At 70.7% G+C, this 12,597-nt stretch carries 10 protein-coding genes and 1 tRNA gene; 5 read left to right on the top strand and 6 right to left on the bottom strand.

Annotated features, from left to right (window positions below; genetic code table 11):
- Positions 1-17: 17 nt before the first annotated feature.
- Together B086_RS0116585 and B086_RS0116590 are read left to right on the top strand one after the other, a co-directional pair.
- Entirely contained in the window at positions 18-1,415 is a 1,398-nt protein-coding gene (locus B086_RS0116585) for a pyridoxal phosphate-dependent decarboxylase family protein (protein ID WP_018567547.1), read from the top strand.
- Positions 1,412-2,956, top strand: coding sequence for a SidA/IucD/PvdA family monooxygenase (locus B086_RS0116590; RefSeq protein WP_018567548.1), 1,545 nt, complete (start codon positions 1,412-1,414; stop codon positions 2,954-2,956). The genes B086_RS0116585 and B086_RS0116590 overlap by 4 nt, the downstream gene beginning before the upstream one ends.
- A 75-nt stretch (positions 2,957-3,031) precedes the next feature.
- Here B086_RS0116590 and B086_RS0116595 read toward each other — a convergent pair whose 3' ends face one another.
- Positions 3,032-4,852: a bifunctional metallophosphatase/5'-nucleotidase gene (locus B086_RS0116595; RefSeq protein ID WP_018567549.1), complete on the bottom strand. Its 1,821-nt coding sequence runs from the start codon at positions 4,850-4,852 to the stop codon at positions 3,032-3,034.
- A 221-nt stretch (positions 4,853-5,073) separates the two neighbouring features.
- Here B086_RS0116595 and B086_RS0116600 point away from each other — a divergent pair, with 221 nt between their 5' ends.
- Positions 5,074-5,793: an SIMPL domain-containing protein gene (locus B086_RS0116600; protein ID WP_018567550.1), complete on the top strand. Its 720-nt coding sequence runs from the start codon at positions 5,074-5,076 to the stop codon at positions 5,791-5,793.
- Between the two features lie 171 nt (positions 5,794-5,964).
- Complete coding sequence (pyk, locus tag B086_RS0116605; protein WP_018567551.1) at positions 5,965-7,401, top strand: pyruvate kinase; 1,437 nt, start codon at positions 5,965-5,967, stop codon at positions 7,399-7,401.
- A gap of 7 nt (positions 7,402-7,408) precedes the next feature.
- On the opposite strand, the gene B086_RS0116610 is transcribed toward pyk, so the two are convergent.
- A complete protein-coding gene (locus B086_RS0116610; protein ID WP_018567552.1) occupies positions 7,409-8,197 on the bottom strand; it encodes a hypothetical protein in 789 nt (262 codons plus the stop codon).
- 80 nt (positions 8,198-8,277) lie between these two features.
- Positions 8,278-8,360: transfer RNA gene (locus B086_RS0116615), tRNA-Leu, on the bottom strand.
- A gap of 98 nt (positions 8,361-8,458) precedes the next feature.
- Between B086_RS0116615 and B086_RS0116620 the strand changes: the two genes are divergently transcribed.
- Positions 8,459-9,145, top strand: a complete 687-nt coding sequence (locus tag B086_RS0116620) for an ANTAR domain-containing response regulator (RefSeq protein ID WP_018567553.1) — start codon at positions 8,459-8,461, stop codon at positions 9,143-9,145.
- Positions 9,146-9,237: 92 nt separating this feature from the next.
- On the opposite strand, the gene B086_RS0116625 is transcribed toward B086_RS0116620, so the two are convergent.
- Genes B086_RS0116625 through B086_RS0116635 form a run of 3 tightly spaced genes read right to left on the bottom strand, consistent with a single transcriptional unit; the run spans position 9,238 to position 12,592 of the window.
- Positions 9,238-9,954 carry an ABC transporter ATP-binding protein gene (locus tag B086_RS0116625; protein WP_018567554.1) on the bottom strand — a complete coding sequence of 239 codons (717 nt, stop codon included), beginning with the start codon at positions 9,952-9,954 and terminating at the stop codon, positions 9,238-9,240.
- Positions 9,951-10,814 carry an ABC transporter ATP-binding protein gene (locus tag B086_RS0116630; RefSeq protein WP_026252493.1) on the bottom strand — a complete coding sequence of 288 codons (864 nt, stop codon included), beginning with the start codon at positions 10,812-10,814 and terminating at the stop codon, positions 9,951-9,953. The genes B086_RS0116625 and B086_RS0116630 overlap by 4 nt, the downstream gene beginning before the upstream one ends.
- A 5-nt stretch (positions 10,815-10,819) precedes the next feature.
- Positions 10,820-12,592 (bottom strand): branched-chain amino acid ABC transporter permease, encoded by a 1,773-nt coding sequence (locus B086_RS0116635; protein WP_037873622.1) that lies wholly within the window; start codon positions 12,590-12,592, stop codon positions 10,820-10,822.
- Positions 12,593-12,597: the final 5 nt, after the last annotated feature.

The following is a 12,597-nucleotide window of genomic DNA, read 5'->3' on the forward strand; positions in this document are numbered from 1 at the left end:
ACCCCTAAGGACAGCCCATGGGCACTCCGCACCCGCCCGCACCGCGGGTCAGCCTCGCCTCCGGGCCCGAGGGCCGCCACGCCCTGCGGCCGCTGCTGGACACCGTGCTCGGCGCGCTGGACAGCGGACGGGCGGCCCGGGGCGGGCCGCTGCCCGCGGGCGGCCCGGAGGCCGTCGCCGCCCGGGTCCGCGCGGCCGCCGGAGTCGTACTGCCCGAGTACGGCGAGCCCGACGCCCTGCGTGCCCTCGTGCACGCCCTGGCCGAGGGCGCCGCCGACCCCGCCGACCCGCTCTGCGCCGCCCACCTGCACTGCCCGCCCCTGGCCGTCGCCGTCGCCGCCGACCTCGCCGCCGCCGTCCTCAACCCCTCGCTCGACTCCTGGGACCAGGCACCCGCCGCCTCCGCGCTCGAAGCCCTCGTCACCCGCGCCCTCGCCCGCACCGCGGGATGCGCCGACGCCGTCGTCACCACCGGCGGCACCGAGTCCAACCACCTCGCGCTGCTCCTCGCCCGCGAGAAGCGGGGCAGCGGCCTCCGGCTCGTCCACGGCGCCAACGCCCACCACTCCCTGCCCCGCGCCGCCTGGCTGCTCGGCCTGCCCGCCCCCGTACGCGTCCCCGCCCCCACCGGCACCCTCGACCCCGCCGCCCTGGCCGAGACCCTCACCGCCCTCACCGGACCCGGCGCCCCCCGCACCCCCCTCCTGGTCGCCGCCACCGCCGGAACCACCGACGCCGGACTCATCGACCCGCTCCCCGAGATCGCCGCGCTCTGCGCCGCCCACGGCGCCCGGCTGCACATCGACGCCGCGCACGGCGGCGGCCTCCTGTTCAGCGACCGCCACCGCCACCTGCTCACCGGCCTCGACGCCGCCCACACCATCACCCTCGACCTGCACAAACTCGGCTGGCAGCCGGTCGCCGCCGGGCTCCTCGCCGTACGCCGCAGCGGCGACCTCGACGCCCTCCGCCACCGCGCCGACTACCTCAACGCCGACGACGACACCGAGGCCGGTCTGCCCGACCTCCTCGGCCGCTCCCTGCGCACCACCCGGCGCCCCGACATCCTCAAGATCGCCGTCACCCTCAAGACCCTCGGCCGCGCCGGACTCGGCGCGCTCGTCGACGAGGTCTGCGCCCACGCCCGCACCCTCGCCGACCTCGTCGAGGACCACCCCGGCCTCGAACTGCGCGGACGCCCCGTCATCAGCACGGTCCTGTTCCGGCCCGCCGGGGCCCCCGACGACGCCGTGGCCGCCGTACGCCGCCGCCTGCTCACCGACGGCCGCGCCGTCCTCGGCCGGGCCCGCCTGGACGGCCGGCTCTGGCTCAAGGCCACCCTCCTCAACCCCCGCACCCGGCCCGACGACCTGGCCGCCCTGCTGAAACTGGTGGAAGGAACCACCCCCCGATGAGCCACCCCCACGCCCCGACCGGCCCCCACCCGCCGACCGGCCGCCCCCCGGCCCAGCACTCCCAGGCCCGGCACTCCCCGGCGAACCGGACGGCCGCCGACCGGCTGCCGCAGAGCCGCCCCCCGATGGACCGCACCCCCACCCGGACCGCCCCCCGCGACCTGGTCGGCATCGGTGTCGGACCGTTCAACCTCTCCCTGGCCGCCCTCGCCCACCCCCTCACCGGCCTGTCCACCGCCTTCTACGAACAGCGCGCCCGCTTCGACTGGCACCCCGGCCTGCTCATCGACGGCGCCCGCCTCCAGGTGCCCTTCCTCGCCGACCTCGTCACCCTCGCCGACCCCGCCAGCCACTGGTCCTTCCTCAACTACCTCAAGGACCGCGACCGGCTCTTCCCCTTCTACTTCGCCGAACGCCTCCACATCGAGCGCGCCGAGTACGACGCCTACTGCCGCTGGGTCTCCGACCAGCTCCCCGCACTGCACTACGGCCACCAGGTCGACACCGTCCGCTGGAACCCCGAACACCGCCTCTTCGAGGTCGACTTCACCCAGCTCGACAGCGACGGCGAGGCCGAGGCCCTGGGCCGCACCTACACCCGCAACGTCGTCCTCGGCGTCGGCACCGAACCCCACGTACCCGAACCGCTGCGCCCCCTGGCCGGCGCCCCCGGCGCCCTCGTCGTGCACGCCGCCGACTACCTCGACCACCGCGACGCACTCCTCGCCGCCGGGCACGTCACCGTCGTCGGCTCCGGACAGTCGGGCGCCGAGGTCTTCCTCGACCTGCTCAAGGGCCGCCCCGCCGGCCACGAGCGGCTGCACTGGATCGGCCGCACCGAGGCGTTCGCCCCCATGGAGTACTCCAAACTCGGCCTGGAACACTTCACGCCCGACTACACCCGCTACTTCCACGCCCTGCCCGAGCCCGTCCGCGACCGGCTCGTCCCCGCCCAGTGGCAACTGCACAAGGGCGTGGACGCGGACACCCTCGCCGCCATCCACGACGAGCTGTACCACCGCACCCTGCACGGCGGCTGGCCCGACGCCGTCCTCACCCCCGGCGTCCGCGTCCGCACCGCGGGCCGCGTCGCGGGCAACAAGGTCGAACTCCACCTGGAACACCCCCAGCAGGACGCCCGCAGCCGCCTCACCACCGACGCCGTCGTCCTCGCCACCGGCTACCGGCCCCGCCCCCTGGGCCACCTCCTCGCTCCGCTCGACCCCTACATGCAACGCGACCAGAGCGAACGCCCCCGCGTCGACGAGCAGTACCGCCTCCTCCTCGACCCCGCCGTCACCGCCGCCGGCTGCCACGTCTACGTGCAGAACGCCGAACACCACACCCACGGCGTCGGCGCCCCCGACCTCGGCCTCGCCGCCTGGCGCAGCGCCACCATCCTCAACTCCGTCACCGGCACGGCCAGCTACCCGCTGCCCGCCCGCACCGCCTTCACCAGCTTCGGCCTGCGACAGCAGCGGCCCCAGGTCCCACCCGCACACCAGTTCAAGGCACTCGCCCCCCTGGCGGACGGGACCTGAGGCCGCGCCCCCACCACCGCACCGCTGCCCGCGGCACGGACACACCGCCGCGGGGCCGGTGCACCGGCCCGCCGGTCAGAACACCGGCGTACCGTCCCGCGTCAGCTTCCAGTCCACCGACGCGAAGTCCTTCGGGTCCAGCACACCCTTCGCCGTCGCCCACTCGGCGATCCGGGTACGGATCTCCGTCGACTCCGACCACAGCTCCTTCGCCGCCGCCACATGCGGGAACGCGCCGCCGCCATTGGCCCGGTAGTTGTTCACCGCCAGCACGAACTGCTGCGCGTCATCCAGCGCGGCACCATTGAACGTCAGGTTCCGGATCCGCGCACCGGCCGGCTGGGCGACGTCGATGTCGTACACCAGCCCCGACACGTAGTCGTAGTTGTAGTCCGGCCGCCCGCCCGCGTTCGTCAGCTTCTCCACGTCCACGGGCGCGCCCGCCGCCGTCTGCACGTAGTAGCCCGCCGAGTACTCCAGGTACTCCCGCACCTGCGCACCCGTCATCAGCTTCGCCACCAGCGTGTTGTCGTACACGTACAGGCTCGACAGGTCCCGGATCGTCACATCGCCCGCCGAGATCTGCGAGGTCCGCGAGAACGGCGACGCCTGCGCGATCACCGGCAGCGCGGCGTACTGCGTACCCGCCAGCGCCGCCTTCACCACGTCCTCCTGGACCTTGGTGATCAGATCGATGATCGGCGCGTCCTTGTAACGGGCGTCCACCGTCGTCAGCGTCTGCGTGGCCTGCCCGACGACCTGGTTGACGTACTGCACCACCTTCTTGTGCTCGTCCTTCAGCAGCCTGGTGATCTTCGGGTCGTCCGGCACCGAGTTCGAGTTGCGCAGCGAGGCGGCGACCGACTCCACCTCCCAGCGGCCCCGGGAGAACACCAGCTCGATGTCGAACAGGGTCAGCCGCTCCGCGAAGCACAGCGGCTCCGACAGCACCACCGTCTTCCCCGACTTCTCGTTGACGACCTTCAGCTCCGGGATCTCCAGATGCGCGTGCCCCACCAGGATCGCGTCGATCCCCGGCACCAGCCGGGCCACGTTCGCCGCCGCGTCCTCCACGTACGGCAACTGGTCACCGTAGGACGACTGGCCCGACGTACCCGAGTGCGCCGACACGATCACCACGTCCGCGCCCATCGACCGCAGCTTCGGCACCCACTTCGCCGCCTGCTCCTCGAGCCCCGGGAACGTCAGCTTCCCCTGCACGTACGCCTTGTCCCAGATCGCGATGCCCGGGTTGGTCAGTCCCAGCACGGCCACCTTCACCGGCGCGGCACCCGGCACATGGAACGTCTTCATGACGTACGGCGCGAACGCCGGGCGCTGCGTCTTCGCGTCCAGCGCGTTCGCGCCCAGCAGCGGGAAACGGCACTGCTGCTCGAACTTGCGCAGCGTCTCGATGCCGTAGTTGAACTCGTGGTTGCCCAGTGCCGCCGCGTCGTAGCCGATCGCGTTCATCGCCTGCGCCATCGGGTGCACCGGACCGCCCTTGGCGGTGATCGGGTCCACCTTCGCGTAGTAGTACGACAGCGGGGTGCCCTGGATCGTGTCACCCGCGTCCAGCAGCAGCGTGTTGCGGCGGCCCTTCTCCTCGCGGACCTGGTTCACCAGCGTCGAGATGCGCGCCAGGCCCTGCGCGTTGCCCGCGCCGTCCGTGTACTCCGCGTCCTTGAAGTAGTCCCAGTTGAAGACGTGCCCGTGCAGGTCCGTCGTGCCCATCACGGTCAGCGAGTACCGCTGGGGACGGTGCCCGTGCCCATGACCGTGGCCGTGCCCGGCGGTCGCGGCCTCGGCCGCCGGAGCCGCCGCCGCACCCGCCAGCGCCACCCCCGCCCCGGTCACGGCGGACTTCTTCAGGAACTTCCGGCGGTTCAACGCCATGTCTGGTTCTCCTTGCGAAGGATCGGCTTGCGAGGACCGGCCCGCGGGCCGGCCGGAGCGCGACCGGCCGCGGACGGCCGACGACGCGCGTAGACCGACCATGGATGGACGCGCGTAGATTCTGGCCGGGACATGCCGAAGCGCAACAGTCCCCGCAGGTTGCGATCTGATGACCGCCGCCCCGTGCCCCCGCCCCGGCACCCGGTGGCACAGTGGGAGACATGACCTTCGCCACCCCCGAGGAACCCGGCCCCGCCGTCCCGTACGGCACCCCCGACGCCCCGCGCATCGCTGTCCGCGGCGAGGCCCACCTCGAAGTCGACCCCGAGATCGCCCGCATCGGCATCACCGTCAGCGCCCGCGGCAGGGACCGCCGCTCCGCCCTCGACGACCTCACCCGCCGCAACACCGCCGCCCTCGACCTCGTCCGGTCCTACGGCCCCGCCGTCGAACGGCTGGAGACCGGCGCCTTCTCCGTCGCCCCCGAACCCGCCCGCCACGGCCGCGGCGAACGCGTCCGCACCTACCACGGCGCCGTCCACCTCACCGCCGAACTCACCGACTTCACCGCCCTCGGCGAACTCACCACCCGACTGGCCGACTTGGACCTCACCCGAGTGGACGGCCCCTCGTGGGAACTGCGCCCCGGATCACCCGCCCACCGCGAGGCCCGCCGACAGGCCGTACACGCCGCCGTCCAGCGCGCCAAGGAGTACGCCGAAGCCCTCGGCACCACCCTCGCGGCCCTCATCGAGATCGCCGACATCGGCGCCGAGGGCAACGCCTCCTTCCCGCCGTACCTCGGACGCGCCCGCGCCGCGGCCTTCGGCGCCCCCGGCGGCGCCCCCGAGGAGGCGGCCCCGCTCGACCTCGAACCCCAGCGTCAGCACGTCCATGCGCAACTCAACGCGCGATTCACCATGAAACCGCCCAAACTGTAAACACGTCAGAACACCGGACCGAGAGCGAGCCCCCCGCCGGAAGCCCGCCGAACGCTCAGAGGAGCACCACCCCGCACACTTCAACACTTGTCAATAACCCTTCATCCAAAGGTCGTTGAACAGTCACGTCGCACCAAATCCCTACCGACAGGTAAGGCCTAGGCTCACACCATGCGCCGAGCGAAGATCGTCTGTACCCTGGGGCCCGCCACCGACACGTACGACCGGATCAAAGCCCTGGTCGACGCCGGAATGGACGTCGCCCGCTTCAACCTCAGCCACGGCGAGCACGCCGAACACGACGAGTGCTACCAGCACGTACGCAAGGCCGCCGACGAGACCGGCCGCAGCATCGGCCTCCTCGCCGACCTTCAAGGCCCGAAGATCCGCCTCGGCCGCTTCCGCGAAGGACCCGTACTCCTCGAACGCGGCGACACCTTCACCATCACCGTCGAAGAAGGCGTCGAGGGCGACCGCCACCAGTGCGGCACCACCCACGCCGGCCTCGCCGCCGACGTCACCCCCGGCGAGCGCATCCTCGTCGACGACGGCAAGGTCAGCCTCGAGGTCACCGCCGTGGACGGACCCCGCGTCCGCACCCGCGTCACCGAGGGCGGCATGGTCTCCGACCACAAGGGCCTCAACCTCCCCGGCGTCGCCGTCTCCGTCCCCGCCCTGTCCAAGAAGGACGAGGACGACCTGCGCTGGGCGCTGCGCACCGGCTTCGACGTCATCGCGCTCTCGTTCGTGCGCAGCGGCCGCGACATCCTCGACGTCCACCGCATCATGGACGAGGAGGGCCGCCGCCTGCCCGTCATCGCCAAGATCGAGAAACCGCAGGCGGTCGAGGCCGTCGACGAGATCGTCGCCGCCTTCGACGGCATCATGGTCGCCCGCGGCGACCTCGGCGTCGAGATGCCCCTCGAACAGGTGCCCATCGTGCAGAAGCGCGCCGTGGAACTCGCCCGGCGCAACGCCAAGCCGGTGATCGTCGCCACCCAGATGCTGGACTCCATGATCGACAACTCCCGTCCCACCCGCGCGGAGGCCAGCGACGTCGCCAACGCCGTCATCGACGGGACCGACGCGGTGATGCTCTCCGGCGAGACCAGCGTCGGCAAGCACCCCGTCACCACCGTCCGCACCATGGCGAAGATCGTCGCCGCCGCCGAGGAGGTCATCCTCGCCCGCGGCCTGCCCCCGCTGACCGAGCACAACAAGCCCCGCACCCAGGGCGGCGCCGTCGCCCGCGCCGCCGCGGAGATCGGCGACTTCCTCGGCGCGCGGTTCCTCGTCGCCTTCACCCAGTCCGGCGACACCGCCCGCCGCCTCTCCCGCTACCGCTCACCCATCCCCGTCCTGGCCTTCACCCCCGAGCCCGCCACCCGCTCCCAGCTCAGCGCGACCTGGGGCGTCGAGACCTTCCTCGGCCCGCACGTCGACTCCACCGACGCCATGGTCGCCCAGGTCGACGAACTCCTCCTGCGCCACGGCCGCTGCGAGAAGGGCGACGTCGTCGTCATCACCGCCGGCTCCCCGCCCGGCGTCCCCGGCTCCACCAACCTGGTCCGCGTCCACCACATCGGCGAGGACGACCGGCCGCGGTAGGGGATCGTCAGTACTTGGGCCCGATGTGCGCGTCCATGAGGGCCACGGAGGCTCTGCGGGCGACGGAGATGTTGAAGGGATCACTGCCGCGGGCCAGGGTGCTCCACTCGACGCCCACTTTGTCGAGGGCGTCGGTGAAGAGCCGCCGGATGTCGTCCGACTTGTTGGTGAAGAAGTACCGGGGATATTCGTAGCGCTTGGGCTGACCTCCGACGAGACGGGTCGTCCAGTTGGTGATACGGCAGCCGTCCGAGTGGATCAGGCCCCTGATGAACTCCCAGGGGTGTGCCTCGACGATCTCCTCCTGCCAGGGTTCGAGCGCGATGCGCCGTTCATGCTTCTTGCCAGGGCCGTGCTGCGGGAAGAGGCAGCGGAGGTGCTTGGAGTAGACCTTCACATTGCGGCAGCCTGTGCGGCGGACCCGGCAGACGGAGTTGCCGGGAAACACGGCACGCATCGCCCGCTCGCACTCATCCATGAGCCCGCCCCATGACTCGGCGCACGTGATCATCAGGTTGGGTACGCGGTGTCCGGAGCAGTGGCTGATGTGGCCGTCACCGAGGTAGAGGCCGAGCAGGTAGCTGTACGCCGGGCGGTCCAGGCCGCTCCCGTCGCAGCGCGGGCACTGCGGGGCGTGCTGCCCCGGACACTCGCCCCGTGTCCTGCGGTCGACGTGCTTCCAGTAGCTGATGGTGCCGAGCGGCACGTCCAGCCGACGGGCCACGTCCGCGTTCCTCACGCCGTCCCGCAGCAAGGTCAGCGCCGTCTGTCGCACCTCTGTGCAGTGGTGGATCATGTGAACACCGTGAGTGATCCGCCCTCGCTGCGCGCAGCAAAAAGCGGAGAACCACGCGAACGTGATCCTCCGCTTACAGGTGCCGGGTGCGGGATTCGAACCCGCACGCCCTTTCGGACAGATGTGTTTGAGACATCAGCGTCTGCCATTCCGCCAACCCGGCTGGGCAACCCGTGAGGAGTGTACCGGGTGACCAGTTGCCCTCGCAGCTAGGTACGCTCTAGGGGCAGCCCCTAGCCTGCCCGAACAAGGAGCGCCCCCGTGACCGGCCCCGAGTCGCCCCAGTCCGTCGACGCCGCCGCCGGCGACGACACGTCGCATGTCCCGCCGCTGACGACCCGCGTGGTCATCGCCGAGGACGAGGCGCTGATCCGTCTCGATCTCAAGGAGATGCTGGAGGAGGAGGGCTACAGCGTCGTCGGTGAGGCCGGGGACGGTGAGCGGGCGGTGGAGCTGGCCCGGGAGCACCGGCCGGATCTGGTGATCCTGGATGTGAAGATGCCGAAGCTGGACGGCATCTCGGCGGCGGAGAAGATCGCCGAGGAGAGCATCGCCCCGGTGCTGATGCTGACGGCGTTCTCGCAGCGTGATCTGGTGGAGCGGGCGCGGGACGCCGGTGCGATGGCGTATCTGGTGAAGCCGTTCAGCAAGAGTGACGTGGTGCCGGCGATCGAGATGGCGGTGTCGCGGTTCACGGAGCTGCGGGCGCTGGAGAAGGAGGTCGCGGATCTCTCCCAGCGGCTGGAGACCCGGAAGCTGGTGGACCGGGCGAAGTCGGTGTTGCAGACGGAGTACGGGCTGACGGAGCCGGCGGCGTTCCGCTGGATCCAGAAGACGTCGATGGACCGCCGGATGTCGATGCAGCAGGTGGCGGAGGCGGTCATCCAGGACAGCGAGGAGAAGAAGGCGGCCAAGGGCGGGAAGCCGGTGCGGTCCGAGGAGGACTGAGCGGCGCCCGCCCGCCGGTGCGTACGGAGAGGCCCGCACCCCCTGACCGGGGTGCGGGCCTCCGCGTGTGCGGCGGGTGCGGTCCGGTGGGCTCAGTCCTCGCCGAGGTAGGCCTTGCGGACGGATTCGTCGTGCAGAAGGTCCCGTCCGGTGCCGGAGAGGACGATGTTGCCGACCTCCATGACGTGTCCCTGGTCGGCGAGGGAGAGCGCGGCCTGGGCGTTCTGTTCGACGAGCAGGATGGTGGTGCCCTGGGACTTCAGTTCGACGATCGTGGCCATGATCTTCTGCATCATGATGGGTGACAGGCCCATGGACGGTTCGTCGAGCATGAGGAGCTTGGGCTGGGACATGAGGGCGCGGCCCATGGCGAGCATCTGCTGTTCGCCGCCGGAGAGGGTGCCGGCGGCCTGCTTGCGGCGTTCGCCGAGGATGGGGAAGAGGTCGTAGGCGCGCTGGATGTCCTTCTCGATGCCTTCCTTGTCCTTGCGGAGGAAGGCGCCGAGCTGGAGGTTCTCGGCGATGCTGAGGCGGGGGAAGATGTGCCGGCCCTCGGGGGAGTGGGCGAGTCCGAGGGCGACGATCTTGTGGGCGGGGACGCCGGTGAGCGGCCTGCCGTCGAAGAGGATCTTTCCGCCGCTGGGTTTGAGCAGGCCGGAGAGGGTGCGCAGGGTGGTGGTCTTGCCGGCGCCGTTGGTGCCGATGAGGGTGACGACCTCGCCCGCCTCGACGCTGAAGGAGATGCCTTTGACGGCCTCGATCTTGCCGTAGGCGACCCTGAGGTCCTCGACCTCCAGGAGTGCGGTCACTGGGCTTCTCCCTTGGTGCTGTGCTCCGCTTCGGTCTCGGCGGCTTCCGCCTCGGCCGCCTCGACCTCGGCGGCCTCCGCGTCGCCGGGGGCGCCTTCGAAGGGTTCGCCGAGGTAGGCGGCGACGACGCGTTCGTCGGCCTGGACGACGTCGGAGGTGCCCTCGATGAGTTTCTCGCCCTGGACGAGGACGGCGACGCGGTCGCAGAGGTTGAAGATGAACCGCATGTCGTGCTCGATGACGAGGACGGCGATGCTCTGCTCGCGGATGGCGAAGACGAGTTCTTCGGTGGCGCGGGTTTCCTGGGGGTTCATTCCGGCCGTGGGCTCGTCGAGGAGCAGCAGGCCGGGTTCACTGGCGAGGGCGCGGGCGATCTCCAGTTTGCGCTGTTCGCCGTAGGGGAGATTGCGGGCGAGATGGTCGCGTTTGTGGGCGAGGCCGATGAACTGGAGCAGTTCCATGGCCCGTTCTTCGCTCGCTTTTTCCGCTTTCTTGAATCCGGGGCCGCGCAGGAGTGCGGACCAGAGTCCTTCTTTGGTGCGGGTGTGCCGTCCGATCAGCACGTTTTCCAGGACGGTCATGTTGGCGAAGAGCCGGATGTTCTGGAATGTGCGGGCGATTCCGGCCTGGGTGACCAGGTGGGGTTTGGGGGGAAGGACGGTTCCTTTGTAGGAGACGGTTCCTTCGGTGGGGACGTAGAGGCCGGTGAGGCAGTTGAAGAAGGTGGTCTTGCCGGCGCCGTTGGGTCCGATGAGTCCGACGATCTCGCCGCTGTTGACGGTGAAGTCGACGGAGCGTACGGCGGTGAGGCCGCCGAAGCGCATGGTGACGTCACGGGCTTCGAGTACTGGTGTCGTCATCGTCCTCACGCCCCTGCCTTGGTGACGGCCGGGTCTTCGGGGAGCGTCTTCTGTTCGGGTACGTCGAGTTGTCCGGTCTCGTGGAACTCCAGCTGGCGGCGGCGGTTGGCGATGATGCCCTCCGGCCGGAACCGCATGAGGAGGACGAGGGCGAGGCCGAAGGCGAGGAGTTCGTAGTTCTTGAGGAACTGGAGCTTCTCGGGGATGAGGTAGAGCATGCTGGCGCCGAGGAGGGGGCCGCTGACGGTGCCCATGCCGCCGAGGACGACGGCGGCCAGCAGGAACGCGGAGTTGGGCGGGGCGGCGCCGGCGAACTGGTAGGGCGTGGGGACGACGGAGTAGCTGACGTGGGCGCTGACGGTGCCGGCGAGTCCGGCGAGCGCGGCGCCGAGGGCGAAGGCGATGAGCTTGACGCGGAAGCCGTTGATGCCCATGGCGGTGGCGGCGGTCTCGTCCTCGCGGATGGCGACCCAGGAGCGGCCGATGCGGGAGTCGGCGGCGCGGGTGAAGACCAGGACGACGATGGCCGTGAAGATCAGCATCAGCAGGAAGTAGTTGGCGAAGCGGCCCAGGGTGAAGGAGCCGATGTCGTGCGGGTCGCCGAAGTTGAAGCCGAACATCTCCAGGTCGGGGATGTTGGCGATGCCGTTGGGGCCGTTGGTGATGTCGGGTCCGGAGGAGCCGTCGAGGTTGTTGACGGCGATGCGGAAGATCTCTCCGAAGCCGAGGGTGACGATGGCGAGGTAGTCGCCGCGCAGCCGCAGGGTGGGGGCGCCGATGAGGACGCCGAAGACGAGGGAGGCTCCCATGCCGACGAGGACGGCTCCCCAGAAGGGGAGTTGGGTGCCGGAGAAGCGGGAGTACTCGGAGCCGGAGACGAGGGCCGCGGCGTAGGCGCCGACGCCGAGGAAGGCGACGTAGCCGAGGTCGAGCAGGCCGGTGAGTCCGACAACGATGTTCAGGCCGAGCGCGACGGTGGCGAAGATGAGGATGTTGACGCCGATGTTGGCGTTGTGGTCCTCGGTCTGGGTGAAGGGGAAGATCGCCGCGGCGAGGAAGGCCATGGAGGTGGCGAATCCCTTGTGGCGGGCGTTGAGCGCGGAGAAGCGGTCGGTGAGTCCGGCGCTGAAGAGGGCCCAGGCGGAGAAGACGACGAGGAGTCCGAAGCCGCTGAAGGTCTCGCCGTACTCGTCGTCGGGGGTGCTGATGCCGTAGGTGAAGACGACGAGTCCGAGGGCGAGCGCGAGGGTGATGGCGACGCGTTCGGCCCAGGCGGGCAGCGGGGCGGGGCGGGGGATGTCGTCGGCCTTGGCGAAGTACGACTTCCAGGTGTCGCCGGGGCGCGGCAGGGCGAGGGCGCCGATGACGGGCAGCAGTGAGGCGACGGCGGCGACGTAGCCGCCGGGTTCGAGGTTGGCGAGGCCGCCGAGTTCGATGGCGATCGCGAGGATCGTGTACCAGGTGACGGCGAAGGCGGCCAGGGCGGTGAGGAAGACGGGGGCGGTGGTGCGGGCGGGGTTGAGCCAGCGCAGTCCGCGTACGTCCCAGAGGGTGAGGGCGTACAGGAGGGTGAGGATGCCGCCGGTGAGGGTGAGGAGCTGGAGTCCTGCCGGGTAGGCGGTGACGGTGAGGTCGCCGGGGAATTCGGCGGTCCAGGTCCAGGCGAGCATGGTGCTGGCGATGGTGGCGACGGCGCCGACGGTGGTGAGCAGCCGGGCGGCGCCGTGCGGCAGCGGGATGAGCGGGGTGCCCCGGTCGGGGCGGGTGGTGTCGGTCATGGTGC

The organism is Streptomyces sp. PsTaAH-124, assembly GCF_000373685.1.
Lineage (GTDB): Bacteria > Actinomycetota > Actinomycetes > Streptomycetales > Streptomycetaceae > Streptomyces > Streptomyces andamanensis.